This window comes from Burkholderia lata (assembly GCF_902499025.1).
Classification (GTDB): domain Bacteria; phylum Pseudomonadota; class Gammaproteobacteria; order Burkholderiales; family Burkholderiaceae; genus Burkholderia; species Burkholderia lata_C.
This window is the reverse complement of record NZ_CABVPW010000066.1, coordinates 1-26,002: the sequence shown is the minus strand read 5'-3', so window position 1 is coordinate 26,002 and position 26,002 is coordinate 1. Positions and strand designations below refer to the sequence as shown.

At 68.5% G+C, this 26,002-nt stretch carries 24 protein-coding genes and 1 pseudogene; 19 read left to right on the top strand and 6 right to left on the bottom strand.

Annotated elements, in window-relative coordinates:
* Positions 1–514, bottom strand: a pseudogene (locus BDI24065_RS41260) (flagellar basal body P-ring formation chaperone FlgA); the annotation flags it as partial.
* Positions 515–718: 204 nt separating this feature from the next.
* Here BDI24065_RS41260 and BDI24065_RS38920 point away from each other — a divergent pair.
* The 13 genes from BDI24065_RS38920 to BDI24065_RS38860 all read left to right on the top strand — a co-directional run bounded on the left by BDI24065_RS38920 (position 719) and on the right by BDI24065_RS38860 (position 14,187).
* Positions 719–1,207, top strand: coding sequence for a flagellar basal body rod protein FlgB (locus BDI24065_RS38920; protein ID WP_174947402.1), 489 nt, complete (start codon positions 719–721; stop codon positions 1,205–1,207).
* A 40-nt stretch (positions 1,208–1,247) separates the two neighbouring features.
* Positions 1,248–1,673, top strand: coding sequence for a flagellar basal body rod protein FlgC (flgC, locus tag BDI24065_RS38915; protein WP_011353470.1), 426 nt, complete (start codon positions 1,248–1,250; stop codon positions 1,671–1,673).
* 53 nt (positions 1,674–1,726) lie between these two features.
* Positions 1,727–2,485 (top strand): flagellar hook assembly protein FlgD, encoded by a 759-nt coding sequence (locus tag BDI24065_RS38910; protein ID WP_175035656.1) that lies wholly within the window; start codon positions 1,727–1,729, stop codon positions 2,483–2,485.
* 33 nt (positions 2,486–2,518) lie between these two features.
* A complete protein-coding gene (gene flgE, locus BDI24065_RS38905) occupies positions 2,519–3,760 on the top strand; it encodes a flagellar hook protein FlgE (protein ID WP_175035655.1) in 1,242 nt (413 codons plus the stop codon).
* A 19-nt stretch (positions 3,761–3,779) separates the two neighbouring features.
* On the top strand, positions 3,780–4,538 hold the full coding sequence (flgF, locus tag BDI24065_RS38900; protein ID WP_175035654.1) for a flagellar basal-body rod protein FlgF: 759 nt from the start codon (positions 3,780–3,782) through the stop codon (positions 4,536–4,538).
* Between the two features lie 34 nt (positions 4,539–4,572).
* Positions 4,573–5,361, top strand: coding sequence for a flagellar basal-body rod protein FlgG (gene flgG / locus BDI24065_RS38895; protein ID WP_174937548.1), 789 nt, complete (start codon positions 4,573–4,575; stop codon positions 5,359–5,361).
* Positions 5,362–5,381: 20 nt separating this feature from the next.
* Complete coding sequence (gene flgH, locus BDI24065_RS38890) at positions 5,382–6,074, top strand: flagellar basal body L-ring protein FlgH (RefSeq protein ID WP_175035653.1); 693 nt, start codon at positions 5,382–5,384, stop codon at positions 6,072–6,074.
* Positions 6,075–6,079: 5 nt separating this feature from the next.
* Positions 6,080–7,258 (top strand): flagellar basal body P-ring protein FlgI, encoded by a 1,179-nt coding sequence (locus BDI24065_RS38885; protein WP_438820050.1) that lies wholly within the window; start codon positions 6,080–6,082, stop codon positions 7,256–7,258.
* Positions 7,259–8,242 (top strand): flagellar assembly peptidoglycan hydrolase FlgJ, encoded by a 984-nt coding sequence (flgJ, locus tag BDI24065_RS38880; protein WP_175035652.1) that lies wholly within the window; start codon positions 7,259–7,261, stop codon positions 8,240–8,242.
* A 219-nt stretch (positions 8,243–8,461) separates the two neighbouring features.
* Positions 8,462–9,217, top strand: a complete 756-nt coding sequence (locus BDI24065_RS38875; RefSeq protein ID WP_175035651.1) for a flagellar brake protein — start codon at positions 8,462–8,464, stop codon at positions 9,215–9,217.
* Positions 9,218–9,414: 197 nt separating this feature from the next.
* Complete coding sequence (flgK, locus tag BDI24065_RS38870; RefSeq protein WP_175035650.1) at positions 9,415–11,346, top strand: flagellar hook-associated protein FlgK; 1,932 nt, start codon at positions 9,415–9,417, stop codon at positions 11,344–11,346.
* 17 nt (positions 11,347–11,363) lie between these two features.
* Positions 11,364–12,599 carry a flagellar hook-associated protein FlgL gene (gene flgL / locus BDI24065_RS38865; protein WP_175035649.1) on the top strand — a complete coding sequence of 412 codons (1,236 nt, stop codon included), beginning with the start codon at positions 11,364–11,366 and terminating at the stop codon, positions 12,597–12,599.
* 280 nt (positions 12,600–12,879) lie between these two features.
* On the top strand, positions 12,880–14,187 hold the full coding sequence (locus tag BDI24065_RS38860; RefSeq protein WP_175035648.1) for a solute carrier family 23 protein: 1,308 nt from the start codon (positions 12,880–12,882) through the stop codon (positions 14,185–14,187).
* Positions 14,188–14,246: 59 nt separating this feature from the next.
* On the opposite strand, the gene BDI24065_RS38855 is transcribed toward BDI24065_RS38860, so the two are convergent.
* Positions 14,247–15,131, bottom strand: coding sequence for a transcriptional regulator GcvA (locus BDI24065_RS38855; RefSeq protein WP_175035647.1), 885 nt, complete (start codon positions 15,129–15,131; stop codon positions 14,247–14,249).
* Positions 15,132–15,227: 96 nt separating this feature from the next.
* Here BDI24065_RS38855 and BDI24065_RS38850 point away from each other — a divergent pair, with 96 nt between their 5' ends.
* Together BDI24065_RS38850 and BDI24065_RS38845 are read left to right on the top strand one after the other, a co-directional pair.
* The gene (locus BDI24065_RS38850) at positions 15,228–15,866 is read left to right on the top strand and encodes a chromate transporter (RefSeq protein WP_175035646.1); all 639 of its coding nucleotides are present in this window, start codon (positions 15,228–15,230) and stop codon (positions 15,864–15,866) included.
* Positions 15,863–16,390 (top strand): chromate transporter, encoded by a 528-nt coding sequence (locus BDI24065_RS38845; protein ID WP_089495784.1) that lies wholly within the window; start codon positions 15,863–15,865, stop codon positions 16,388–16,390. The genes BDI24065_RS38850 and BDI24065_RS38845 overlap by 4 nt, the downstream gene beginning before the upstream one ends.
* Positions 16,391–16,433: 43 nt before the next feature.
* On the opposite strand, the gene BDI24065_RS38840 is transcribed toward BDI24065_RS38845, so the two are convergent.
* Positions 16,434–16,772 (bottom strand): hypothetical protein, encoded by a 339-nt coding sequence (locus BDI24065_RS38840; protein WP_175035645.1) that lies wholly within the window; start codon positions 16,770–16,772, stop codon positions 16,434–16,436.
* 298 nt (positions 16,773–17,070) lie between these two features.
* Here BDI24065_RS38840 and BDI24065_RS38835 point away from each other — a divergent pair, with 298 nt between their 5' ends.
* From BDI24065_RS38835 to gor, 4 genes are all read left to right on the top strand, one after another.
* On the top strand, positions 17,071–17,769 hold the full coding sequence (locus BDI24065_RS38835) for a YoaK family protein (RefSeq protein ID WP_175035644.1): 699 nt from the start codon (positions 17,071–17,073) through the stop codon (positions 17,767–17,769).
* Between the two features lie 317 nt (positions 17,770–18,086).
* Positions 18,087–19,208: a porin gene (locus BDI24065_RS38830; protein ID WP_085041845.1), complete on the top strand. Its 1,122-nt coding sequence runs from the start codon at positions 18,087–18,089 to the stop codon at positions 19,206–19,208.
* A gap of 375 nt (positions 19,209–19,583) precedes the next feature.
* Positions 19,584–19,808: a hypothetical protein gene (locus BDI24065_RS38825; RefSeq protein WP_043185162.1), complete on the top strand. Its 225-nt coding sequence runs from the start codon at positions 19,584–19,586 to the stop codon at positions 19,806–19,808.
* Between the two features lie 244 nt (positions 19,809–20,052).
* Positions 20,053–21,411 (top strand): glutathione-disulfide reductase, encoded by a 1,359-nt coding sequence (gor, locus tag BDI24065_RS38820; RefSeq protein ID WP_175035643.1) that lies wholly within the window; start codon positions 20,053–20,055, stop codon positions 21,409–21,411.
* A 77-nt stretch (positions 21,412–21,488) separates the two neighbouring features.
* Here gor and BDI24065_RS38815 read toward each other — a convergent pair whose 3' ends face one another.
* From BDI24065_RS38815 to BDI24065_RS38805, 3 genes are all read right to left on the bottom strand, one after another.
* A complete protein-coding gene (locus tag BDI24065_RS38815) occupies positions 21,489–22,790 on the bottom strand; it encodes an NAD(P)/FAD-dependent oxidoreductase (RefSeq protein WP_175035642.1) in 1,302 nt (433 codons plus the stop codon).
* 25 nt (positions 22,791–22,815) lie between these two features.
* Positions 22,816–24,120 carry an NAD(P)/FAD-dependent oxidoreductase gene (locus tag BDI24065_RS38810; RefSeq protein WP_175035641.1) on the bottom strand — a complete coding sequence of 435 codons (1,305 nt, stop codon included), beginning with the start codon at positions 24,118–24,120 and terminating at the stop codon, positions 22,816–22,818.
* A gap of 111 nt (positions 24,121–24,231) precedes the next feature.
* The gene (locus BDI24065_RS38805; protein WP_175035640.1) at positions 24,232–25,809 is read right to left on the bottom strand and encodes a DUF3138 family protein; all 1,578 of its coding nucleotides are present in this window, start codon (positions 25,807–25,809) and stop codon (positions 24,232–24,234) included.
* Positions 25,810–26,002 lie beyond the last annotated feature (193 nt).

Genomic DNA, 26,002 nt, shown 5'->3' with positions numbered 1-26,002 from the left:
GCGCGGCCATGGCCGGCTGCGGGGTCGGCCGTGCGGAATTCGATGCAGGCTCGGCCGTGCCGGCGACGACCGTCGCGATCGCGCCCGGATCGACGGCGCGCGGCGCGCCGTATCCGGCGTTGGCACGGGCGGCTGCGTAGACGGGGCGAGGCGCCGGGGCCGGTGCTGGCATAGGCGCCGGCGGCGGAACGGTCGTCACGACCATCGTGCCGGCCGGTTGCGGCGCGTAACTGTTACCGACCGCGCCGGCACCCGCACCGCTCGCCGCGCGACCCGCGTCCGGCGCCAGGCCCGAGCCCGACGCCATCGCCGCATTCCCGCCGAATTGCCCGCCGCTCGCCGCATTGGCGTGCGCGAGCGCGGTTTCGGCCGACTCGCCGCGCCCCGGAATCACGATCATCCCGTCGTCCGCGTGCGCGGCCGGGGCGGCGATCCAGAGCGCCGCGGCGAGCGCAAACGCACGCCGGACGTGCGTGAGCCGCCCGTTCCTTCCGCGAAGTGCGCTGCCAGTCATCGCCGTATCCCCAATCCGTTGCTCCGCTTCGCATTCTAGGGAGCGGGGCGGTCGCGCAAACGATGAATAGAGGGGGCCTTTGCCGCGTTATTCGCCCGATTGCCGGTTGCGTCCGACGCCTACCATCGCTGTCATGGAAAAAAGCCTCTCGGGTCGCCATCCGGCATGAGGGGCGTGCAGCGCTTCATACGGAGAGACGCACACATGCTGGACAAACTCGATGCGGAATTCGCGTTCGGCCGACAGGCGCTCGACGTGCGCGCCTACCGGCAGGAACTGCTGTCGTCGAACATCGCGAACTCCGACACGCCCGGCTATCAGGCCCGCGATGTCGATTTCGCGTCGACGCTCGCGCGCTCGCTGAAGCAGGCGGGCGGCGGCCTCGCGCCAAGCAACGCCGGGCAATTGCCGATGACGCAGCCGGCCGGCGTGACGAGCGGCATGTCGATGGTGTCGACGGCGGCGGGCCACATGGCCGGCACCGCGAAGCTGATCCCGACGGGCGGCCCGTCGGACGACTACGGCCGTGCGCAATACCGGATGCCGCTGCAGCCGGCGCTCGACGGCAACACGGTCGATCTCGACGTCGAGCGCGTGCAGTTCGCGAACAACGCGCTGCACTACCAGACCGGGATGACCGTGATGACCCAGCAGATCAAGGCGATGATCGCCGCGATCACGACGAACCAGTAACGGCGCGCACCGCCTCCGAATCCGAGCAAAAGGAGCTTCCATGCCTTCGTTGATGAACATCTTCGGCGTCGCCGGCTCGGCGCTGTCCGCGCAGTCGCAGCGCCTGAACGTCACCGCGTCGAACCTCGCGAACGCCGACAGCGCGACCGGCCCCGACGGCAAGCCGTACAAGGCCAAGCAGGTCGTGTTCGCGACCGACCCGATCGGCGGCGCGCGCACCGCGTCCGGCCAGGGCGTGGGCGGCGTGCGCGTGACGAAGGTGATGGACGACCCGTCGCCGATGAAGTCGACCTACGACCCGTCGAACCCGGCCGCCGACTCGAACGGCTACGTGCAGATGCCGAACGTCGATCCGGTGCAGGAGATGGTGAACATGATCTCGGCATCGCGCTCGTACCAGGCCAACGTCGAGACGCTGAACACCGCGAAGACGCTGATGCTCAAGACGCTGACGATCGGCTCGTAAGCCGCGTCGAACGACCTTACAGACCCGACAGTTCCGACAGAAGGCCACCCAGGATGACTTCCTCCAACACGACGATCGGCAGCAACGGCACGAACGTGTCGAACCTGCCGACCGACACGATGAACACCAACAACGTGTCGTCGACCAACGGCACGTCGGCGAGCGACCTGCAGGCGACGTTCCTGAAGCTGCTCGTCACGCAACTGCAGAACCAGGATCCGACCAGCCCGGTCGACAGCTCGCAGATGACGTCGCAGCTCGCGCAGATCAACACGGTGAGCGGCATCGCGCAGCTGAACACGTCGCTCACGTCGCTGTCGACGCAGCTCACGGCCGGCCAGCAGACGCAGGCCGCGCTGCTGATCGGCACGAACGTGCTCGCGCCGGGCAATGCGGTGGCGGTGAAGAGCGGCGCGGCGTCGCCGTTCGGCGTGTCGCTGTCGAGCGCGGTGTCGAACCTGACGATCACCGTGAAGAACTCGGCGGGCACCGTGGTGAACACGATCAATGCGGGCGCGCAGTCGGCCGGCACCGTGCCGTTCAACTGGACGCCGACCGACTCGGCGGGCAACGCCCTGCCGGACGGCAAGTACACCGTCAGCGCGTCGTACACCGACAGCAACGGCACGCCGCAGCCGGCCACGACGCTCGCGGCGTCGACCGTGCAGAGCGTGATCAAGCAGGCGGACGGCACGGCGGGGCTCGTGCTGTCGAACGGCACGACGGTGGGGCTGACCCAGGTCGCGTCGATTTTCCCGAACACCACGTCGTCCGCGTCGAATTCGTCCGGCAGCGGCACCACCTCCAACTGACACTGATCGAGCAATCTCGAAACGGAGACCGAAATGGGTTATCAACAGGGTCTGAGCGGCCTCTCGGGTGCATCGAACGCGCTCGACGTGATCGGCAACAACATCGCGAACGCGAACACGGTCGGCTTCAAGTCGAGCACCGCGCAGTTCGCCGACATGTACGCGAACTCGGTCGCGACGTCGACCAACACGCAGATCGGCATCGGTACCGCGCTGAACTCGGTGGAGCAGAATTTCGGCCAGGGCACGATCAACACGACGAGCTCGTCGCTCGACGTCGCGATCAACGGCAACGGCTTCTTCCAGATGTCGAACAACGGCGTGACGACGTACTCGCGTGACGGCACGTTCCAGCGCGACAAGAACGGCTACATCGTCGATTCGCAAGGCCGCAACCTGATGGGCTACGCAGCCAACGCGGGCGGCGTGATCAACACCGCGCAGACCGTGCCGCTGCAGGCGCCGACGACCAACATCGCGCCGACCGCGACGACCAAGATCTCGGCCCAGTTCAACCTGAACTCGCAGGACACGGTGCCGACCAAGACGCCGTTCAGCGCGACCGACAACACGACCTACAACTACTCGACGTCGATCCAGGTGTACGACTCGCTCGGCGGTTCGCAGGCGGTCAACATGTACTTCGTGAAGTCGACGGCCGGCACGTGGGAAGCGTACGCGGGCGTGCAGGGCGGCGCCACGACGGATCTCGGCACGGTCAACTTCAATTCGTCGGGCACGATCCAGAGCACGACGACCGGCACGCCGCCCACGCCGACCGCGTCGGTCGGCCAGTTCCAGTTCACGGTGCCGAACACCGACGGCTCGGCGACGCCGCAGAGCCTCACGCTCGACCTGACCGGCACGACGCAGTACGGCGGCAAGGACGGCGTGAACAACCTCGCGCAGGACGGCTATGCGAGCGGCACGCTGACGACCTACACGATCGGCACCGACGGCAAGGTGACCGGCAACTACTCGAACGGCCAGACCGCGGTGCTCGGCCAGATCGCGCTCGCGAACTTCAACAACCCGAACGGGCTGGTGAACCTCGGCGGCAACCAGTATGCGGAAAGCGCCGCGTCGGGCGTGCCGCAGGTCTCGGCGCCGGGCAGCACGAACCACGGCACGCTGCAGGGCAGCGCGCTCGAAAACTCGAACGTCGACCTGACGTCGCAGCTCGTCAACCTGATCACCGCGCAGCGCAACTACCAGGCGAACGCGCAGACGATCAAGACGCAGCAGACCGTCGACCAGACGCTCATCAACCTGTAAGCGCGGATAACGGGCAGCCATGGACCGACTGATCTACACGGCGATGACGGGTGCGTCGCAGTCGCTCGACCAGCAGGCGATCGTCGCGAACAACCTCGCGAACGCGTCGACGACGGGTTTTCGCGCGCAACTCGCGACGTATCGAGCGGTGCCGATGAATTTCGGCGACGGCAGCACGATCGACCCGACGACGACGCGCACCTACGTGCTCGCGTCGACGCCGGGCGCCAATTACGCGCCGGGTCCGATCACGCGCACCGGCAACCCGCTCGACGTCGCCGTGCAGGGCGCGGGCTGGCTGGCGGTGCAGGCGGCCGACGGCAGCGAGGCGTACACGCGCGCCGGCAACCTGCACGTCGACGAGAACGGCCAGCTCGTCAACGCGAGCAACCTGCCGGTGGTCGGCAATGGCGGCCCGATCTCGGTGCCGCCGAACGCGGAAGTGACGATCGGCAAGGACGGCACGATTTCCGCGCTGATGCCGGGCGACCCGCCGACGGCGGTCGCGATCGTCGACCAGATGAAGCTCGTGAATCCCGATCCGGCCACGCTCACGCGCGGCAACGACGGGCTGTTCCGCACCGCCGACGGCAATCCGGCCGATGCCGACCCGAACGTGGTCGTCACGCCGAATTCGCTCGAAGGCAGCAACGTCAACCCGGTGACCGCGATGGTCGCGATGATCGACAACGCGCGCGCGTTCCAGCTTCAGTCGAAGCTGATCCAGACGGCCGACCAGAACGAGCAGTCGGCGAACCAGCTGCTCAATTTCAGCTGAGCGCCCGCGCCAGCTTACGCAGGAGAATCGACAAGTGAACCGTTCGCTCTACATTGCCGCCACCGGCATGAATGCGCAGCAGGCGCAGATGGACGTGATTTCGAACAACCTCGCGAACACCAGCACGAACGGCTTCAAGGCGTCGCGCGCGGTGTTCGAGGATCTGCTGTACCAGACCATCCGCCAGCCCGGCGCGAACTCGACGCAGCAGACGGAACTGCCGTCGGGCCTGCAGCTCGGCACCGGCGTGCAGCAGGTCGCGACCGAGCGCCTGTACACGCAGGGCGGCCTTACGCAGACCGGCAACTCGAAGGACGTCGCGATCAACGGCGCGGGCTTCTTCCAGGTGCTGATGCCGGACGGCACGAACGCGTACACGCGCGACGGCTCGTTCCAGACCAACGCGCAGGGCCAGCTCGTCACGTCGAGCGGCTACCAGGTCCTGCCGGCGATCACGATCCCGCAGAACGCGACGTCGCTGACGATCGGCAAGGACGGCGTCGTGACGATCACGCAGGCGGGCTCGACCAATTCGGTGCAGATCGGCTCGCTGCAGGTCGCGACCTTCATCAACCCGGCCGGCCTCGAAGCGCGCGGCGAGAACCTGTTCTCCGAGACGACGTCGTCGGGTGCGCCGAACGTGTCGCAACCGGGCCTGAACGGCGCGGGCACGCTCAGCCAGAACTACGTCGAATCGTCGAACGTGAACGTCGTGCAGGAGCTCGTGAACATGATCCAGACGCAGCGTGCCTACGAGATCAACAGCAAGGCCGTGACGACGTCCGACCAGATGCTGCAGACCGTCACGCAGATGAAGAGCTAACCGGAACACCCGTCGTCGCCATGAAGCAGGTTCGCCTCCTCCCGTCAGCCACCGTCCGCGCCGCGTGCGCGGTCGCGTTGGCGGCGCTCGCCGCCGGTTGCGCGCAGATTCCGCGCGATCCGATCATCCAGCAGCCGATGACGGCGCAGCCGCCGATGCCGATGTCGATGCAGGCGCCCGGCTCGATCTACAACCCCGGCTACGCGGGGCGGCCGCTCTTCGAGGATCAGCGGCCGCGCAACATCGGCGACATCCTGACGATCATGATCGCGGAGAACATCAACGCGACCAAGTCGTCGGGCGCGAACACGAACCGGCAGGGCAACACCGACTTCAACGTGCCGACGGCCGGCTTCCTCGGCGGGCTGTTCGCGAAGGCGAACCTGTCGGCGACGGGCAACAACAAGTTCGCGGCGACCGGCGGCGCGAGCGCGGCGAACACGTTCAACGGCACGATCACGGTGACCGTCACCGGCGTGCTGCCGAACGGCAACCTCGTGGTCAGCGGCGAGAAGCAGATGCTGATCAACCAGGGCAACGAATTCGTGCGCTTCTCGGGCGTCGTGAACCCGAACACGATCTCGGGCGCGAACTCCGTCTACTCGACGCAGGTCGCCGACGCGAAGATCGAATACTCGGCGAAGGGCTACATCAACGAAGCCGAGACGATGGGCTGGCTGCAGCGCTTCTTCCTCAACATCGCGCCGTGGTGATGACGATGCAGAAGACCCTTCTCGACCGCCTGTCGGCCCGCGTGCATGCCGCCGTGCGGCTCGCCGTCGCGTTCGTGGCCGTGGCCTGCGTATTCGGCGCGGCGCCCGCGCACGCGGAACGCCTGAAGGATCTCGCGCAGATCCAGGGCGTGCGCGACAACCCGCTGATCGGCTATGGCCTCGTCGTCGGCCTCGACGGCACGGGCGACCAGACGATGCAGACGCCGTTCACGACGCAGACGCTCGCGAACATGCTCGCGAACCTCGGCATCTCGATCAACAACGGTTCGGCCAACGGCGGCGCGTCGCAGCTGAGCAACATGCAGCTGAAGAACGTCGCGGCCGTGATGGTGACCGCCACGCTGCCGCCGTTCGCGCGGCCGGGCGAGGCGCTCGACGTCACCGTGTCGTCGCTCGGCAACGCGAAGAGCCTGCGCGGCGGCACGCTGCTGCTGACGCCGCTGAAAGGCGCGGACGGCCAGGTCTATGCGCTCGCGCAGGGCAACATGGCGGTCGGCGGCGCCGGCGCCAGCGCGAACGGCAGCCGCGTGCAGGTGAACCAGCTCGCGGCCGGCCGGATCGTCGGCGGCGCGATCGTCGAGCGCGGCGTGCCGAACGCGATCGCGCAGATGAACGGCGTGCTGCAGCTGCAGCTGAACGACATGGACTACGGCACCGCGCAGCGGATCGTGTCCGCGGTCAACTCGAGCTTCGGCCCGGGTACCGCGACGGCGCTCGATGGCCGCACGATCCAGCTCGCCGCGCCGGCCGACTCGGCGCAGCAGGTCGCGTTCATGGCGCGGCTGCAGAACCTCGACGTCAGCCCGGACAAGGCCGCCGCGAAGGTGATCCTGAACGCGCGCACCGGCTCGATCGTGATGAACCAGATGGTCACGCTGCAGAGCTGCGCGGTCGCGCACGGCAACCTGTCGGTCGTGGTCAACACGCAGCCGGTCGTGTCGCAGCCGGGGCCGTTCTCGAACGGGCAGACGGTGGTGGCGCAGCAGTCGCAGATCCAGCTGAAGCAGGACAACGGCGCGCTGAAGATGGTGACGGCCGGCGCGAATCTCGCCGACGTCGTGAAGGCGCTGAACACGCTCGGCGCGACGCCCGCGGACCTGATGTCGATCCTGCAGGCGATGAAGGCCGCCGGCGCGCTGCGCGCCGACCTGGAGATCATCTAAATGGCAGCCTCTCTCCCGAACGCGAACGACCTCACGCAGCGCTTTGCGCTCGACGTGCAGGGTTTCGACGCGCTGCGCGCGCAGGCGAAGCAGTCGCCGCAGGCCGGCGCGAAGGCGGTCGCCGGCCAGTTCGACGCGATGTTCACGCAGATGATGCTCAAGAGCATGCGCGACGCGTCGCCCGACGGCGGGCTGTTCGATTCGCATACGTCGAAGATGTACACGTCGATGCTCGACCAGCAGCTCGCGCAGCAGATGTCGACGCGCGGGATCGGCGTCGCCGACGCGCTGATGAAGCAGCTGCTGCGCAACGCGGGGCAGGGCGCGGGCAGCGACACGGCGGCTGACGTCGGCGCGGCCGGGCTGGGGGCGGACGGCTTCGGCGGGTCCGGCAGCGAAGGCGGTCTCGCCGCGATGAACGCGATGGCGAAGGCCTACGCGAACGCGTCGAACAACGGCGGCCTCGCCGGCACGCGCGGCTACTCGTCCGGCAGCGCGCTGACGCCGCCGCTGAAGGGCGCGAGCGGCGTGCAGGACGCCGACGCGTTCGTGGACCGGCTCGCGGGCCCCGCGCAGGCGGCCAGCGCGTCGACCGGCATCCCGGCGCGCTTCATCGTCGGCCAGGCCGCGCTCGAATCGGGCTGGGGCAAGCGCGAGATCCGCGCAAACGACGGCTCGACGAGCTACAACGTGTTCGGCATCAAGGCGACCAAGGGCTGGACCGGCCGCACGGTGTCGGCGCTGACCACGGAATACGTGAACGGCACGCCGCGCCGCGTGGTCGCGAAATTCCGCGCGTACGATTCGTACGAGCACGCGATGACCGATTACGCGAACCTGCTGAAGAACAACCCGCGCTACTCGGGCGTGCTGAGCGCGAGCCGCAGCGTCGAAGGGTTCGCGCACGGGATGCAGAAGGCCGGTTACGCGACCGATCCGAACTACGCGAAGAAGTTGATTTCGATCATGCAGCAGATCGGCTGACGGCCCCGTCGGCGATTGCCTGCTGCACCCTCTGGACCGCGCCCGGCAGCCCGCCGCGCGCGGTTTCAACGTTTGCGCGAAAAAAATCCCCAATTCGATCTAAACTTTCGGTCAGCACTGCCGCTAAGTGTGAGAGACCTGCGACCGGGCCCCCGTTCTGGCCCGGTTTTATTGCGCACCGGTTGCCCGGGCGCCCATGACAAGAAAGACCGGCTAGCCATGAATATCGAAACGTCGACGGACCCCAGCCTGGATGCAGGCCACTCCGGGCCCGACTATGCCCGCCGCAATCCGCTGGAAATCGGCGTGCAGCTGCGCAACCTCGTCAACCGCGGCGATTTCCTGACCGTCCAGTACCCGGGTGGCCAGCTCGTCACGCGCCTGCTCGAGGTGGATGTCGGCGCGCGGACGTTTACGTTCGACTGGGGTGCGCTGTCCGAGCAGAATGCCAGCATCCTCGGCGCGTCGCACTGCACGTTCGCGGCCGCGCCGGAGGGCGTGCGCGTCGAATTCTCCACGGGTACGCCGCGCGAGACGCGCTACGAGGGGCTGCCCGCGTTCGTCGCCGATTTCCCCGACGTGCTGATGTGCATCCAGCGCCGCGAATATTTCCGCGTCGATGCGCCGATCGTCGATCCGTTCCTGTGCCGCGGCAAGCTGCCGGACGGCGAAAGCTTCCTGTTCGAGGTGCATAACCTGTCGCTCGGCGGCGTGGGGCTGCGCACGGCCGACGAACGCGTCGAGGCGCTCGAGGTCGGCACGCTGCTGCCCGACGTCGAGCTCGAGCTGACCGGCCACGGCAAGCTGTCGCTCGACCTGCAGCTCGTGTCGCAGCGTTCGACGCAGATGCCGAACGGGTCGCGGCGTTACCAGCTCGGCTTCCGCTACATGTCGCTGCCGGGCAGCGCGGAAAACACGCTGCAGCGGCTGATCACGCAGCTCGAAATGAAGCGCCGCTCGCTCGCGCGGGCCTGACGCGCGAGCGGCGGCCGGCCCCGCCCGGGGCGGCCCGCGCAGCGTTTGCGGCACCCTCGGCCGCACGCTTTCACCGGCGACGCGCGAGTGCGCGTCGCGCGTGCATTTTTTCCTCAATTTTTCCGATCCGCGGCCGTTATACCGGGAGTCACGCAACCCGGCGGCCGCGACGCGCGGCCGGCTCATCAGGATCGCGCATGTCCAACACACTCATGAACCTCGGCGTCAGCGGCCTGAATGCCGCGCTCTGGGGCCTCACGACGACCGGCCAGAACATCAGCAACGCGGCGACGCCGGGTTATTCGGTCGAGCGCCCCGTCTATGCCGAGGCGAGCGGCCAGTACACGAGCAGCGGCTACATGCCGCAGGGCGTGAACACCGTCACCGTGCAGCGGCAGTACAGCCAGTACCTGAGCGACCAGCTGAACGGCGCGCAGACGCAGAGCGGCGCGCTGTCGACGTGGTATTCGCTCGTTACGCAGCTGAACAACTACGTCGGCAGCCCGACGTCCGGCATCTCGACCGCGATCACGAACTACTTCACCGGGATGCAGAACGTCGCGAACAGCGCGGCGGACTCGTCGGTGCGGCAGACCGCGATGAGCAATGCGCAGACGCTCGCGAACCAGATCACCGCGGCCGGCCAGCAGTACGACGCGCTGCGCCAGAGCGTGAACACGCAGCTCACGAACACCGTGACGCAGATCAACGCGTACACCGCGCAGATCGCGCAGCTGAACCAGCAGATCGCGTCCGCGAGCAGCCAGGGCCAGCCGCCGAACCAGCTGATGGACCAGCGCGACCTCGCGGTGTCGAACCTGTCGAACCTCGCCGGCGTGCAGGTCGTGCGCAACAGCGACGGCTACAGCGTGTTTCTTGCGGGCGGCACGCCGCTCGTCGTCGCGAACAAGAGCTACCAGCTCGGGACCGTCGCGTCGCCGTCCGATCCGAGCGAGCTGACCGTCGTGTCGCAGGGCATCGCCGGCGCGAACCCGCAGGGGCCGAACCAGGCGCTGTCCGACGCGTCGCTGTCGGGCGGCACGCTCGGCGGCCTGCTGTCGTTCCGCAGCCAGACGCTCGACCCGGCCGAAGCGCAGCTCGGCGCGATCGCGACCAGCTTCGCCGCGCAGGTCAACGCGCAGAACGCGCTCGGCGTCGACCTGTCGGGCAACGTCGGCGGCAACCTGTTCACGACCGGCAGCCCGATCACGTACGCGAACCAGGGCAATACCGGCAACGCGGCGCTGTCCGTGTCGTTCGCGAACGCGTCGCAGCCGACCACGAGCGACTACACGCTGTCGTACGACGGCGCCAAGTACACGCTGACCGACCGTGCGAGCGGCGCGGTGGTCGGCACGTCGACCTCGATGCCGGGGTCGATCGGCGGGCTGAACTTCTCGTTCTCGTCCGGCTCGATGAACGCCGGCGACAAGTTCACCGTGCAGCCGACGCGCGGCGCGCTGAACGGCTTCGGCCTGGCAACGTCGAACGGCTCGGCGATCGCGGCGGCGGCGCCGTTCGTGCCGTCGGCCACCACGACGAACACGGGCACCGGCACGATCGGCGGGCTGTCGGTCACGAGCGCGACGGCCGCGGCCAACCCGCACAACTACACGATCACGATGGGCGGCACGACCGCCAGCCCGACCTACACGGTCACCGACAACTCCGCCACGCCGCCGACCACGAGCACGCCGCAGGCGTACCAGTCGGGCTCGCCGATCACGCTGACGGCCGGCGTCACGGTCACGGTGTCGGGCACGCCGGCAGCGGGCGACACGTTCAAGGTCGCGCCGAACGCGGGCGGCACGAACGACGGCAGCAACGCGCTTGCGCTGGCGAAGCTCGTCAACGCGAAATCGTTCGGCAACGGCACGACCACGCTGACGGGCGCGTATGCGAACTACGTGAACGGCATCGGCAACACGACGAGCCAGCTGAAGTCGTCGAGCGCCGCGCAGACCTCGCTGATCGGCCAGATCACGGAAGCTCAGCAGTCGGTGTCGGGCGTGAACCAGAACGAGGAAGCGGCCAACCTGATGCAGTACCAGCAGCTCTACCAGGCGAACGCGAAGGTGATCCAGACCGCGTCGACCCTGTTCCAGACCGTGCTCGGCCTGTTCAACTGATTTCGGGGATCGAAGCGATGCGCATTTCCACCACCCAGTTCTACCAGATGAACGTCGCGCAGATGAACGATCAGCAGGCGCAGCTCTCGCAGCTGTACCAGCAGATCTCGAGCGGCGTGAGTCTGTCGACCCCGGCGGACAACCCGCTCGGTGCGGCGCAGGCCGTGCAGCTGTCGATGACGTCGGCGACGCTGTCGCAGTATTCGGCGAACCAGACCACCGCGCTGTCGTCGCTGCAGGCGGAAGACCAGTCGCTCTACAGCGTCAACAACCTGCTGAACAGCATTCATACGGTCGTGATCAACGCCGGCGACGGCTCGCTGTCCGACAGCGACCGCTCGGCACTGTCGACGCAGCTGCAGGGCTATCGCGACCAGCTGTTGACGCTCGCGAACGCGACGGACGGCGCGGGCAACTATCTGTACGCGGGCTTCAAGACGGCCACGGCGCCGTTCTCGAACGCACCGGGCGGCGGCGTGACCTACAGCGGCGACTCGGGTTCGCGACAGGTACAGATCGCGGACACGCGCTCGATCGCGCAGGGCGACAGCGGCGCGAGCGTGTTCCTGTCGGTGCCGATGCTCGGCAGCCTGCCGGTGCCGCTCGCCGGCGCCAGCAACACGGGCACGGGCACGATCGGCGCGGTGTCGATCACGAGCCCGTCGGCCGCGACCAACACGCACCAGTTCTCGATCGCGTTCGGCGGCACGGCCGCCGCGCCGACCTATACGGTCACCGACAATTCCGTCGCGCCGCCGACCACGACCGCCGCGCAGCCGTACTCGGCCGGCGCCGGGATCGCGCTCGGCAACGGCCTGTCGGTGCCCGTGTCGGGCAAGCCGGCGCCCGGCGATTCGTTCACGGTCACGCCGGCGCCGCAGGCCGGCACCGACGTGTTCGGGGCGCTCGATTCGATGATCGCCGCGCTGAAGGTGCCGGTCAGCAGCAACACGACCGCCGCCGCCGCGCTCCAGAACGCGATGACCACCGGCACGACGAAGCTGAACAACATGATGACGAACGTCCTCACCGTTCAGGCGTCGGTCGGCGGCCGCGAGCAGGAAATCAAGGCGATGCAGACCGTGAACCAGACCAACACGCTGCAGGTCACCAGCAACCTGGCCGACCTGACGAGCACCAACATGGTGTCGACGATCAGCCAGTTCCTGCAGATGCAGAACGCGCTGACGGGCTCGCAGAAGGCGTACGCGCAGCTGCAGAACCTGTCGCTGTTCCAGTACATCAACCCCTGATGCACGCCGCGCCGGCCGCGATGTGAGCGCACGCTTGCGTCGCAGCCGGCGTCGATCGCCGCCCGCGCATTTCCCCGCGCGGACGGGCGCTTCACCGGGCCGCGCCATCGTGCCCCGTTTCGCACACGCGGCAAGCCGCGCTTCGTGCTCGCTGGCCCCGCTCGGCGGCCCGCGTATCAGCCCGCTTGCCAGCCCCATTTCCGCTCCGTAAACTCGCGCCAGATTCCAGACCGGCGCATCCTCCGCAGCCGGCGACCGACCGACAGGAGCCCTTTTCCCCATGTCCGATTCCTACTTCCCGCGCTGGCGGGTGCAATCGACCGGCGCGGCCTCGCGCGTGGTCGGCCCCGACGAGCGCCTCGCGTGGCCGCAGATGGTCGCGATGGGCGTGCAGCACGTCGTCGCGATGTTCGGCTCGACCGTACTCGCGCCGCTGCTGATGGGCTTCGACCCGAACCTGTGCATCTTCATGTCGGGCATCGGCACGCTGCTGTTCTTCGTGCTGGTCGGCGGCCGCGTGCCGAGCTACCTCGGCTCGAGCTTCGCGTTCATCGGCCTCGTGATCGCGGTGACCGGCTACGGCGGCAGCGGCCCGAACCCGAACATCCCGGTCGCGCTCGGCGGGATCATCGCGTGTGGCGTCGTGTACGTCGCGATCGGCGCGCTGGTGCAGGCGATCGGCACGAACTGGATCGAGACGCTGATGCCGCCCGTCGTGACCGGCGCGGTGGTGGCGGTGATCGGGCTGAACCTGGCGCCGATCGCGGTCAAGGGCGTGTCGTCGTCGACCTTCGACTCGGTGATGGCGCTCGTGACGGTGCTGTGCGTCGGCGGGGTCGCGGTGTTCTCGCGCGGCATGGTGCAGCGCCTGCTGATCCTCGTCGGGCTGGTGATCGCCTACGCGATCTACGCGGTCGCGACCAACGGGATGGGGCTCGGCAAGCCGATCGATTTCTCGATCGTCGGGCATGCGGCCTGGTTCGGGGTGCCGAGCTTCCGCGCGCCGGTGTTCGATCCGCACGCGATGCTGATGCTGGCGCCGATCGCGGTGATCCTGGTCGCGGAAAACCTCGGCCACATCAAGGCCGTCAGCGCGATGACGGGCACCAGCCTCGATCGCTACGTGGGCCGCGCGTTCATCGGCGACGGGCTCGCGACGATCGTGTCGGGCAGCGTCGGCGGCACGGGCGTGACGACCTACGCGGAGAACATCGGCGTGATGGCCGTCACGCGGATCTACTCGACGCTCGTGTTCGCGGTCGCGGCGGTGATCGCGATCGTGCTCGGCTTCTCGCCGAAGTTCGGCGCGGTGATCCAGACGATTCCGGGCCCCGTGCTCGGCGGCGTGTCGATCGTCGTGTTCGGGCTGATCGCGGTGACGGGCGCGCGGATCTGGGTCGTCAACAAGGTCGACTTCTCCGACAACCGCAACCTGATCGTCGCGGCCGTCACGCTGGTGCTCGGCGCCGGCGACTTCTCGCTGAAGATCGGCGGCTTCGGGCTCGGCGGGATCGGCACCGCGACGTTCGGCGCGATCATCCTGTACGCGATCCTGCGCAAGGAAAAGGAACCGGGCCCGGTGGTCTGAACCGCCGGCGGGCAGGGGTCCTGCCGCCCGCGCCATCTCCTGCGTCGAACGTCGATGCGCTACGCGCCGACGTTCGACTGCGTCTGCAGCCATGCGCAGAACTGCGCGACGAGCGGATCGTCCGCCGGCGCGCGCGGTGCGATCCACCAGTAGCTGCGCGTCGCGATGCGCGGCCCCGCCAGCGGCATCACCAGCCGGCCGCTCGCGAGCTCGTCGTCGATCAGCGGCAACGGGCCGAGCGCGACGCCAAGGCCGTCGACGGCCGCCTGCAGCGCCAGGTAGAAGTGGTCGAACGACTGCCGCTTGCGCCCCTTCATCGCCACGCCGGCCGCCGCGAACCAGTCGCGCCAGCCTTCCGGCCGCGTATCCGAATGCAGCAGCACGTGGCGCGCGAGATCGTCCGCGCGCACGATCGGCGCGCGCTTGAGCAGCGCGGGGCTGCAGACCGGGATCACGCTTTCGTCGAGGAAGTGGCCGCTCGTGCAGTTCGGCCAGTGGCCGGGGCCGCGGCGGATCGCGACATCGAAGCCGTCGAGCGCGTCGAGCGGCGCGTTCGACGTCGACAGCTTCAGCTCGACGTTCGGTACGTCGCGCTGGAACCGCGACAGGCGCGGCAGCAGCCATTTCATCGCGAAGGTCGGCAGCGCATTGATGCGCAGCACGCGTGCCGCGCCCGTGTTGCGCAGCTGCTCGGTCGCGAGCGCGATGCTGTCGAACGCCGCGCGCACGGTGTCCAGGTAGCGGCGGCCTTCGTCGGTGAGCTTCACGCGCTTGCCGTAGCGGTGGAACACCGGCTTGCCGAGCCAGGCCTCGAACCCGGCGATCTGCCGGCTGATGGCACCGTGAGTCACATGCAGCTCGTCGCCGGCGGCGCTGAAGCTTTCATGTCGTGCCGCGGCTTCAAAGGCCCGAAGCGCGGAAAAGGGCGGGAGATCGCGTGCCATGCTTGTGATTCTAGATCACAAGGGCGCGCCGATAAAATCGTTTTGCCGGCATTCCGAACGGCGGTAACCTCGGTTCACCGTTTGATAAGGAACCCCATGCAATCCGCTTCTCCGCCGGCCGCCCCGCCGCCGGCCGCATCCCCCCGCAGCGTCGGCCTCGCCGAGCTGTTCACCGGTTTCCTGTCGCTGGGCCTCATGTCGTTCGGCGGCGCGCTGCCGTTCGCGCGGCGCACCATCGTCGAGGAGCGCAAGTGGCTCTCCGCCGACGAATTCACCGATCTGCTCGGGCTGTGCCAGTTCCTGCCGGGCGGCAACGTGATCAACCTGTCGGTGGCCGTCGGCATGCGCTTTCGCGGCGTCGCCGGCGCGTTCGCCGGCATTCTCGGGCTGATTGCGGGCCCGACGCTCGTCGTCGTCGCGCTCGGCGTGCTGTACGCGAAGACCCAGAACGATCCGCGCGTGCAGCACCTGTTCGCGGGGCTCGCGGCGGCGGCGGCCGGGCTGCTCGTCGCGATGGCCGTGAAGGTCTTGAAGCCGCTGCGGCATGCGCGCGCGGCGGCGGGCATCGCGGCGCTCGCGTTCGTCGCGATCGCGGTGCTGCGCATCCCGCTGCTGACCGCGATGCTCGTGCTGACGCCGGTCAGCATCTGGCTCGCATCGCGGCGCCGCGACGCAGGCACCCCGCAGCCGGCGCCGGCCGCGGCGCGCGACACGCAGCAAGGGGGCCGGCCATGACCGATACGCTGATCGCCATCGCGACGATCTTCAGCCAGTTGTCGCTGCTCGCGTTCGGCGGCGGCAACACGATCCTGCCCGAGATGCAGCGGCAGGTCGTCGATGTCCATCACTGGATGAGCGCGCACGAGTTCACCGCGCTGTTCGCGCTGGCCCAGGCGGCGCCCGGGCCGAACATGATGATCGTGTCGCTGGTCGGCTGGCACGTGGCCGGCTGGAGCGGGCTGCTGGTCGCGTCGCTCGCGAAGTTCGGGCCGTCGTCGATCGTCACCGTGCTCGCGCTGCATGCGTGGGAGCGCTTTCGCGACCGGCCGTGGCGCCGCTACGTGCAGCAGGGGATGATGCCCGTCACGGCCGGGCTCGTCGCGGCGAGCGCGGTGCTGATCTCCGAGGCATCGAACCGCACCGCGATCCAGTGGGGCATCACGGCTGCCTGCGCGGTGCTCGCGTGGCGCACGCGCATCCATCCGCTGTGGCTCCTCGCGGGCGGCGCGCTGATCGGGCTCACGGGCATCGGGCAGTGAGCGGTCTTCCACGCAGCCGGCCGTTGCCGGCTGCGGCCACCCGCTACTGCGACGCCGGCAGGTCGCTGTTCACGATCCCGAGCAGCCGGCCGCGCTCGCTGCCGACGTCATCCGTCGTCTCCGGCCAGTCGATCACGTAACCGGCCTCGAGCGCGTCGCGCATGATCGTGCCGTAATCGGCCTTCGCGACCCTGCCGCCGCGCAACGCGTCGGCCACCTCGTGCTTCAGCTTCGGCGTGAACGACGGATAGGCCGCCACCAGCGCCGCGTACTGCCGCGCATCGATTTCGCCCGATTCGCGGTTGAACGCCCAGACCGCCACCAGCACGATCGCGGCGAACGGGATCACGGTGAAGCGCAGGAAGAACTTCGCGAGTGTCATTCGAAGGCTCGGTGAGGCGGCGTGGGGCGGCGATCGGGGGGCAACCGGGTTCAGGCCGCCCGCCAGCCTCCCGGTATACTCGGCCGGTCCCGCGGCGGCGAAACCTGCGCTGCGGCGACGTTCCTGCCGGCGGCGACGCGCGGCGGGAATCCGCCCCCCGACGGCGAGCATTATATTGGCGCGCGGCACGCGGCGATGCCCGGCCGCGCAGCGCCGGCGGCGTTCGCGCCGTCCGGCAGGACTGAATTTCGCACCGCCCGCCGCGCGCGGCCGGGCGGCGCGCACCACGGGAGGCTCGATGGATCTCGACGGCGCCAGCCGCAATCTCACTGTCGCCGCATTGCTGACGCTGTCCGGCGGCTACCTCGACGCGTACACGTATGTCGGCCACGGCCACGTGTTCGCGAACACGATGACCGGCAACGTCGCGCTGCTCGGCATCAACCTGTCGGCCGGCGAATGGGCCGCCGCGCTACATCACGTGCCGCCGCTCGTCGGCTTCACGATCGCGGTGTTCGTCGCGCACCTGCTCGGCCTCGCTGCGCAGCGCGGCTGGATGAAGCACACGGCGTTCACGAGCCTGCTCGTCGAGATCGCCTTTCTCGGCGTCGCCGCGAGCGGCCTCGTCGGCGCGTCGAGCGCCTGGCTGATTCCGGGCATTTCGTTCGTCGCGACGCTGCAGACGCTGTCGTTCACCCATCTCGAGGAACTGTCGTACACGTCGGTGATGACCACCGGCAACCTGCGGCGCGCCGCGCAGAAGCTGTTCGTCGGGCTGATCCCGCGCTACGACGCGGGCGCGCTGCACGACTCGGCGCTGCTCGCGACGATCAGCTTCTGCTTCCTGGCCGGCGCGGTGGTCGGCGGCCTCGTGACGCGGCTCGTGCCGGAGGTCGCGCTGTGGGGCGCCGTGCTGCTGCTCGTCGGCGCGTTCGCGGAGATCGTGCGGCGTGCGTGGCGCCGGCACACGGCCGACGGCGGGCCGGCGGCGGCGTGACCGCGCATCCCGCGGGCGCCCCTGCGTGTGCGCCCGTTCCGCGGCACCGGCCGCGCGATCCTTACAGGTCCGACGTTCCGTAAGCTGCGCGGGCGGCCGCGGCCGTGCGGCGCCCGATGCCCGCCGGACCTGCGTTGCGCGCCGCAACGTTGTGCGCGGGCGACAGTTCCGCCGTTACCGCGCATTTCAATTTCTTTCAGCGATCGCACTCGTCATATGATTCAGCCCACATCGCGCGCGCCAAGAACGTGAGCGATCGCCACCCGGCTGCGCACGCGGCCGGCCATGAATGGAGACACCTACAAAAAGGAAAGCTCATGAAGCAGACCACCCGACTCGCAGCCATCGCAGGGGGCGCCGCGCTCGCATTCGCCAGCCAGTACGCGGCCGCACAAAGCTCGGTCACGCTCTGGGGCGTCGCCGACGCCAGCATCCGTTACCTGACCAACGCCAACGCCAAGAACGACGGCCTGCTGTCGATGACCAACGGCGCGATCACGAACAGCCGCTTCGGCATCTACGGCACGGAAGACCTCGGCGGCGGCCTGAAGGCCGTGTTCAACCTCGAAAGCGGCGTGAACCTGCAGAACGGCGCATTCGCCGACAGCGGCCGCCTGTTCAACCGCGCAGCGTACGTCGGCCTGCAGAGCCCGTACGGCACGGTGACCCTCGGCCGCCAGAAGACGCCGCTGTTCGACCTGCTGTCGGATACCTACGATCCGCTGACGGTCGGTAACTACCTCGAAAACGCGTGGCTGCCGGTCGCACTCGGCGGCGGCCTGTATGCGGACAACCAGATCAAGTACACGGGCAAGTTCGACGGGCTGACCGCGAAGGCGATGTACTCGACCGGCACCAACTACGAATCGACCGGCGCCGGTGGCTTCTCGGGCCAGATCCCGGGTTCGCTCGGCAAGGGCAATGCGTGGGGCGTGTCGCTGTCGTACGTGATGGGCCCGCTCAGCATCGCGGCCGGCGCGCAGCAGAACAGCGACAACTCGGCGCGCAAGCAGACGATCTACCACGCGAACGTCGTGTATGCGTTCAGCAAGGCGAAGATCTACGCGGGCTACCTGCGCTCGAAGGACGACACGGGCTTCGTCGACAGCCTGCTCGCGCAGCAGTCGATTCCGGTCGCGAAGGGCACCGGCCGGATCGACGACGGTCCGTTCGCAGGCGTGAGCTGGCAGGTCAGCGCGCCGCTGACGCTGACGGGCGCGTTCTACTACGACCATATGCGTAATGCGATGACCACCAACGGCACGCTCGCGAGCGGCAACCGCTACGCGATCGTCGGCATCGCCGAGTACGCGCTCAGCAAGCGCACGGAAGTCTACGGCACCGTCGACTTCAACAAGACGAACGGCGCGGCGAACGTCGAGCTGCCGGGTCGCAGCAACCAGACCGGCATCGCGATCGGCCTGCGCAATATCTTCTGACGAACGTCGGAACGCATGTGCCGGCGGTCGTCCGGCATGCATCGAAGGGGCGCCGCTAGGCGCCTCTTTTTTTTCGTCACGCGACCTTCATACGCGCGCCCGACTATTCGGCGAATGCTTCATCACGAGACCCCCGCGCCGTAAGGGTTCCGTCGGCAATCCAGAACATACTTTTACAGTACGCGCGGAGCCTTTCCGCTACGCTGCGTGCATCGCCCGTTGCGTGCCGTCAGGCGCGCGCGTGCGTCGTTCCGGTCGCGCTCGGCGAGTGCGGCCGGCCTGGTGCGTAACTTGTGTATCCGGTGATGACAATCGCGGTCCGCCGGTTTTTTTCGTGGGACGATGCGCTCACGATTTTCTTGAAAGGGGATGACGATGGGTATCCTGAACACCGTGGGTGAAATCGCTGGCGCAGTCGCAGCTGTCGAAGGCGCGGAAAAGCTGGATCCGGATGCGGGCCTGCTGACCAAGGCGGCAGCCGCCGTCGCCGGCTTCAAGGGTGCGGAAGCGATCGAAGGCATGCTCGAGAAGAAGGAGGAGCAGCCGCAGCAGGCAGACGACACGCAGGCGACGGACGGCAGCGACACGTCGCAGGCATGAGCATGGCGGCTGGTCCGGCCGTGGGCGCGCCCTTCGCGCGCCCGGGCGGACCGGTGCCGCGCAGCCGGCAGGTCGGGCATGCGGTCGATCGGTGACGCATGGCACACCCGGCAGCTGGTTTGACCGGCGAGAGGCAATGTCTCTCGCCGTTTTTTATTGGGCGCGCGCCGGGCTGCACCGTGCGCCGCAAGAATTCCGGAATCTTGCTATCGTGCCTTCATCCGAACTGCGATGAGGGAATGCGATGGATTTCGACTACGACCTGTTCGTCATCGGTGCCGGCTCGGGCGGCGTGCGGCTCGCGCGCATGTCCGCGTCATACGGCGCGCGTGTCGGCATAGCGGAAGAAGAGCAGATCGGCGGCACCTGCGTGCTGCGCGGCTGCATCCCGAAGAAGCTGCTCGTCTACGCATCGCACTATCCGCACGAAGTCGAGGACGCGAAGGGCTTCGGCTGGACCTTCGGCGCCGGCGCGCTCGACTGGCCCGCGCTGATCGCCGCGAAGGATCGCGAGATCAACCGGCTCAGCGACATCTACATCAACCTGTTGCGGCAGTCGGGCGTCGAGATGCACGCGGGGCGCGCGACGCTCGTCGATGCGCACACGGTCGCGATCGGCGACCGCACGATCCGCGCGCGCCACATCGCGATCGCGACCGGCTCGCGTCCGTCGCACCCGGCGCGGCCCGGCATCGAGCACGCGATCACGTCGCGCGAGGCGCTGTCGCTTGCCGCGCTGCCCAAGCGCATCGCGGTGGTCGGCGGCGGCTATATCGCGGTCGAGTTCGCGGGCATCTTCAACGGCTTCGGCAGCCACGTCGACCTGTTCTATCGCGGCGAGAAGATCCTGCGCGGCTTCGACGACGACGTGCGCCAGTTCCTGACCGACGAGATGACGAAGCAGGGCGTCACGATCCATGCACGCTCGGTGGTCGAGTCGATCGAGCGCGCGGACGACGGTACGCTCGGCGTGCGCGTCGGCGATGCGCGGCACGGGTCGTACGACGCAGTGCTCTATGCGACCGGCCGCGTGCCGAACGTCGACGGGCTCGGGCTCGAGCAGGCGGGTGTGGCACTCGATGCGCGCGGGGCGATCGCCGTCGATGCGTATTCGGCGACGTCGGTGCCTTCGATCCATGCGATCGGCGACGTCACGTCGCGGCCGCAGCTCACGCCGGTGGCGACGCGCGACGGCGCGTTGCTCGCCCGCACGCTGTTCGGCGGGTCGCGCGTCGCGGCCGATCACGAATGGGTGCCGTCGGCGGTGTTCAGCCAGCCGGAGGTCGCGACGGTCGGGCTCACGGAGGCGACCGCGCGCGACCTGTACGACGGTGACGTCGACATCTACCGCACGTCGTTCAAGGCGCTGCGTCATACGCTGTCGGGCCGCGACGAGCGCACGCTGATGAAGCTCGTCGTCGCGCGCGACAGCCAGCGCGTGGTCGGCGCGCACATGGTCGGCCGCGATGCGGGCGAGATCATCCAGGGGATCGCGATCGCGATTCGCGCAGGCGCGACGAAGGCGCAGTTCGACGACACGATCGGCATTCACCCGACCGCGGCCGAGGAGTTCGTGACGATGCGGCAGAAGGTGGCCGACTAGCGGGAGCGCGTCAGCGCACGGCGACAAAGAAACGGCTGCGCTTCGGCGCGGCCGTTTTTCGTTGATGTAATCGTCGCTCAATGCACGCCGAACGCGTCGAGCAGCCGGTACCAGCTCATCGCGAGCACCAGCGCCGGCGTGCGCAATGCCTCGCCGCCCGGGAAGTCGCGATGGCGGATCTTGTCGAACAGGTCGAAGCGGCTCGCCTGCCCGTCGATCGCCTCGGCGATCAGCTTGCCCGCGAGCGCGGTCGTGTTCACGCCGTGCCCCGAGAACCCCTGCGCGAAATACATCGTCGGCGCGATGCGGCCGAAGTGCGGCGCGCGGTTCATCGTGATGTCGACGAAGCCGCCCCACGCGTAGTCGACCTTCACGTCCGCGAGCTGCGGGAACGTCTTCAGCATGTCCGCGCGCATCGCCGCCGCGAGATCGCGCGGCTCCCGCGTCGAATAGCTGACCTTGCCGCCCCACACGAGCCGCGAGTCGGGCGCCGGCCGGAAATAGTCGAGCACGAAGCGGCTGTCGCAGATCGCCGCGCGTGCGGGCATCAGCGCGGCGGCGCGTGCGTCGCCGAGCGGTTCGGTCGCGATCACGTAGGTGCCGACCGGCATGATCTTCTTCGACAGCGCGGGCGCGAGCGTGCCGACGAAGGTATTGCACGCGAGCACGACGAAGCGCGCGCGCACGTTGCCGCCGCTCGTCTCGACGACATGGCCGCCCGCGACGTCGCGCACGCGCGTCACGCAGCTGTCCTCGTGGATGCGCACGCCCGCATCGGTCGCCGCGCGGGCGAGGCCGAGCGTGTAGTTGAGCGGATGGAGGTGGCCGCTGTCCGGGTCGTACAGGCCGCCGCAATAGCGCCCGGACTGCACGTAGTCGCCGAGTTCGTCGGCTTCGACGAAGTGGAAGCGGTCGTAGCCGAAGCGCTTCGCGGCTTCGTCGCGCCAGCGTTTCAGCCCGTCGGCGTCGCGCTCGGTGTTCGCGGCGGTCAGGTAGCCGGGCACCAGCGCGCAGTCGATGTCGTGCCTGGCGATGCGCGATTTCACGAGCGACAGCGTTTCGAGCCCCATGTCCCAGATGCGCTTCACGTCGCCTTCCGGCATGAATTGCCCGAACGTGTCGATGTCGCACGCAAACCCGCCGATCAGCTGGCCGCCGTTGCGGCCGCTCGCCGCCCATCCGACCCGCGACGCTTCGAGTACGGTCACCGAATGGCCGCGCTCGGCGAGGTTGAGCGCGGCGGACAGGCCCGTGAGGCCCGCGCCGATCACGCACACGTCGGCGTCGATCGTGCCGGCGAGCGGCGCGTGGCGGGTCGTATCGTTGGCAGTCGCCGCGTAGTAGGACGCGACGTGCGGCTGGTTGGCGAATGTCTGCATGGTCAGGAGAACGGAAAAGTTTGGCTCAGAACAGCTCGCGCACGCGGTGATACAGCATCCCGAGTTCGAGCGCGGGTTGCCGCCAGGCGTCGCCACCGGGGAAGCGCCGGTGACGCATGCGCGCGAACAGGTCGAACGCGCGCGTGTCGCCCGAGATCGCGCCGGCCACCGCGCGTCCGGCGATACCGGTGAGCGCGACACCGTGGCCGCTGAAGCCCTGGACGTAGAAGAAGTTCGGATCGAGCGCACCGAAATCCGGCGCGCGGTTGCGGGTGACGTCGACGAAGCCGCCCCATGCGTGGTCGACGCGCACGTCGCCGAGCTGCGGGAACACGCCGACCATGCGCCGCCGGATCGTTTCGGCGAGCGCGGCGGGCGACGCGCCGGCCGAATTGGCACGGCCGCCGAACAGCATCCGGTGGTCGGCCGACAGCCGGAAGTAGTCGAGGAAGAAGTTGTTGTCGCACACGGCTTCGCGCTGCGCGATCAGCGCGTCGGCGCGTGCGTGGCCGAGCGGCTCGGTCGCGATGATGTACGACGCGATCGGCGCGATGCGGGCGGCTGTCGCGGCCGGCAGCACGCCGCCGGGGCCTGCGTTGCAGCACGACACGACGAAGCGGCAGCGCACGTCGCCCGATGGCGTACGCACGACGGGCCGCGCGCCGCGCACGACGTCGAGCGCGGGCGTATGCGCGTACAGCGCGACGCCCTCGCGGCGCGCGGCCTCGGCGAGGCCAAGGCAGTATTTGAGCGGATGCAGGTGGCCCGACAGCGGATCGTGCACGCCGGCCAGGTAGCGCGTCGACGCGATGCGCGTGCGGATCTCGGCGGTATCGAGCCACGCGAGCGACGGATGGCCCCAGCGTGACGTCGCGGCGTCCATCCACGCGTGCAGGTCGTCGATGCGGCGCGGCTTCGTCGCGACCGTCAGGTAGCCGCGCGTGAAGTCGCAGTCGATTCCGTAGCGCGCGATCCGCTCGGCGATCAGCGCGACGCCGTCGAGCGACAGCGACCACGCGGCGCGTGCGCCGTCGGCGCCGAGCTGCCGCTCGATTTCCTCGTCCTTCGCGAAGCCGGCGATCGCCTGGCCGCCGTTGCGGCCCGACGCGCCCCAGCCGGGCCGGTGCGCGTCGATCACCGCGACGGACAGCCCGCGTGCGCGGCAGTCGAGCGCCGTCGACAGGCCGGCGAAGCCGGCGCCGATCACGCAGACGTCGACGTCGATCGTCCCGTCGAGCGCGGGATCGTCCACGGCGGGGCGCACGGCCGTCGCTTCGTAGTACGAGTCGCGCGCGAGCGCATCGGCGCGGCGGGTGAAAGACTGCGTCATGAATCCGACTCCCTCGTTGCAGCCGGCGGCGGTGCGTCGCGCACCGTCATCCGGCCGGTAAAAACGGCGCGGGACGCCGTGCGCGCGGCACGGCGTCCCGCGCGAGCTGCGTCAGAACGAATAGATGAACTGCGTCGCGAGCAGGTCGTTGGACTTGCCGTACGACCCGTCGTTGCGCAGGAACACCTTGTTGTTCGCCCAGTCGTGCCGGTATTCGACCTTCACGGTGATCTGCTGGGTCGGATAGAACAGCAGGTCGAGCGCGACATCCTGGCGGATCGCGCCCTTGCAGTCGAAGCCGAGGCCGCCACCCGCCTTCGACGTCGCGAGGCAGTCCGCATCGATACCGAAGCCGTTGTTCGGATCCATCCCGTTGCCGTTCAGTGCGATGCCGCCGCCGCCGCCGCCGTTCTTGCTGTTCACGAGCGCATCGTAGCGCAGCGTCACGCCCATGCGGCCGACCACCGGCGCGTTGAACTTGCGGTGCGCGAGCAGCGACAGGCCGTACCACTGCGCGAGCCCGCCGTTGAACGCCGCATGCTGCTGCTGGCCGTAGTCGAGTTCCGCGTTGTACTGGACGTCGGCGAGCGTGTAGGTCGCATCGGCTTCCGCGAAGAAGAACGTGCCATAACCGCTCGGTGCGTTGGCACCGGGGCCATAGTGCACGACACCGTTCGAATCGATCGCGCTGGAGAGCGTCTGGCGCCCGATGTTGAACGACCCGCCGATGTCGAGTGCGCTCGACCACGTGTAGTCGGCCCGCGCGGTGAAGGTCGGCACCTTGTTGCTGGTGGTGATCGGATCGTTGAGCGCATTGGTGCCCTTCGTCGTGATCGACCCGTACGTGCGGTACTGCTCGTTGCCGACGAAGAACTTCCACGCCCAGTTGCCCTTCGTGTAGTTCGCCCCGGCACCCACGTAGCTGCCCGGGTCGGAGAAGTCGTACAGCAGGTTGTGCGTGAGCGTGAGCATCTGGTTCGACTGCTGCACCTCGTAGCCGCCGAAGCTCGGGATCAGGCCGGCGACGAACGTCGTTTCGGCGGTGATCGGCACGTTGACGACCGCCGTGTTCAGCAGGTTGTCGGTGATCGAGCCGCGCGAGTTCTGCAGCAGCGTGATGCCGTTGCCGCGGTTCGGCATCAGCGTGATTTCCGCCGACGGCGCCATCGGGCCGACGCCGAAGGTCTTCTTGATGTCGAGGTAGAGGTCGCCGAACGTGCTGTTGAAGTAGTTGTACGCGTTCTCGTGGTTCGCGAACAGGAATGACGACGTGCCGGCCGCGCGGTTGTACATGTAGGTCGGGTCGATGTAACCCGTCACCGACAGGCCGGCCAGCGGGCCGGTGTTGGCCGCGTCCGTCAGCGAGTCGACCTTCAGCTGCTGGTTCGCGATCTGCTGCTTCATTTCGCCGACCTCGTCGTTGGTCAGCGTGGCCTGCGCCTTGCCGTAATCCGGCGAGCTCGGATCGACGGCCACCGCGACCGGCGCGGCGCCACCCCCTGCCTTCGTGCCGGCCTGCGCGGTCGCGGTGCCGCCCTTCGCCGACAGTTGCGCCTGCATTACCTTCATCTGTTTCTGCAGCGCCGCGACCTGCGCCTGCAGCGCCTTGATCTCGGCGGATGTCGAGTCGGCCAGCGCGATGCCCGGCAACGCGCCGGCCACCAGCAGGCAGATCAGTTTCTTCTTCATTGCGGATTCTCCTTGTCTTGCGCCTGTCAAATCGGGATCGAATCGCGCGCCCCCCCTGGGGCAGCGCGTCTTGCTTGTCTGCAGTGCTTGTTATCTTCGAAGCAGGAGGCGAGGCGTCACGCCACCGCGAACGCCGCCTTCATGTCGGCGATGCGGCGTCGTTCGCGCGCGATCATCATCCGGTTCACGACGA

Excerpts from the sequence above, each read along its gene's own strand:
- BDI24065_RS38920 (WP_174947402.1), top strand. The coding sequence starts at position 719 with ATGCTGGACAAACTCGATGCGGAATTCGCGTTCGGCCGACAGGCGCTC.
- flgC (WP_011353470.1), top strand. The coding sequence starts at position 1,248 with ATGCCTTCGTTGATGAACATCTTCGGCGTCGCCGGCTCGGCGCTGTCC.
- BDI24065_RS38910 (WP_175035656.1), top strand. The coding sequence starts at position 1,727 with ATGACTTCCTCCAACACGACGATCGGCAGCAACGGCACGAACGTGTCG.
- flgE (WP_175035655.1), top strand. The coding sequence starts at position 2,519 with ATGGGTTATCAACAGGGTCTGAGCGGCCTCTCGGGTGCATCGAACGCG.
- flgF (WP_175035654.1), top strand. The coding sequence starts at position 3,780 with ATGGACCGACTGATCTACACGGCGATGACGGGTGCGTCGCAGTCGCTC.
- flgH (WP_175035653.1), top strand. The coding sequence starts at position 5,382 with ATGAAGCAGGTTCGCCTCCTCCCGTCAGCCACCGTCCGCGCCGCGTGC.
- BDI24065_RS38885 (WP_438820050.1), top strand. The coding sequence starts at position 6,080 with ATGCAGAAGACCCTTCTCGACCGCCTGTCGGCCCGCGTGCATGCCGCC.
- flgJ (WP_175035652.1), top strand. The coding sequence starts at position 7,259 with ATGGCAGCCTCTCTCCCGAACGCGAACGACCTCACGCAGCGCTTTGCG.
- BDI24065_RS38875 (WP_175035651.1), top strand. The coding sequence starts at position 8,462 with ATGAATATCGAAACGTCGACGGACCCCAGCCTGGATGCAGGCCACTCC.
- flgK (WP_175035650.1), top strand. The coding sequence starts at position 9,415 with ATGTCCAACACACTCATGAACCTCGGCGTCAGCGGCCTGAATGCCGCG.
- flgL (WP_175035649.1), top strand. The coding sequence starts at position 11,364 with ATGCGCATTTCCACCACCCAGTTCTACCAGATGAACGTCGCGCAGATG.
- BDI24065_RS38860 (WP_175035648.1), top strand. The coding sequence starts at position 12,880 with ATGTCCGATTCCTACTTCCCGCGCTGGCGGGTGCAATCGACCGGCGCG.
- BDI24065_RS38855 (WP_175035647.1), bottom strand. The coding sequence starts at position 15,131 with ATGGCACGCGATCTCCCGCCCTTTTCCGCGCTTCGGGCCTTTGAAGCC.
- BDI24065_RS38850 (WP_175035646.1), top strand. The coding sequence starts at position 15,228 with ATGCAATCCGCTTCTCCGCCGGCCGCCCCGCCGCCGGCCGCATCCCCC.
- BDI24065_RS38845 (WP_089495784.1), top strand. The coding sequence starts at position 15,863 with ATGACCGATACGCTGATCGCCATCGCGACGATCTTCAGCCAGTTGTCG.
- BDI24065_RS38840 (WP_175035645.1), bottom strand. The coding sequence starts at position 16,772 with ATGACACTCGCGAAGTTCTTCCTGCGCTTCACCGTGATCCCGTTCGCC.
- BDI24065_RS38835 (WP_175035644.1), top strand. The coding sequence starts at position 17,071 with ATGGATCTCGACGGCGCCAGCCGCAATCTCACTGTCGCCGCATTGCTG.
- BDI24065_RS38830 (WP_085041845.1), top strand. The coding sequence starts at position 18,087 with ATGAAGCAGACCACCCGACTCGCAGCCATCGCAGGGGGCGCCGCGCTC.
- BDI24065_RS38825 (WP_043185162.1), top strand. The coding sequence starts at position 19,584 with ATGGGTATCCTGAACACCGTGGGTGAAATCGCTGGCGCAGTCGCAGCT.
- gor (WP_175035643.1), top strand. The coding sequence starts at position 20,053 with ATGGATTTCGACTACGACCTGTTCGTCATCGGTGCCGGCTCGGGCGGC.
- BDI24065_RS38815 (WP_175035642.1), bottom strand. The coding sequence starts at position 22,790 with ATGCAGACATTCGCCAACCAGCCGCACGTCGCGTCCTACTACGCGGCG.
- BDI24065_RS38810 (WP_175035641.1), bottom strand. The coding sequence starts at position 24,120 with ATGACGCAGTCTTTCACCCGCCGCGCCGATGCGCTCGCGCGCGACTCG.
- BDI24065_RS38805 (WP_175035640.1), bottom strand. The coding sequence starts at position 25,809 with ATGAAGAAGAAACTGATCTGCCTGCTGGTGGCCGGCGCGTTGCCGGGC.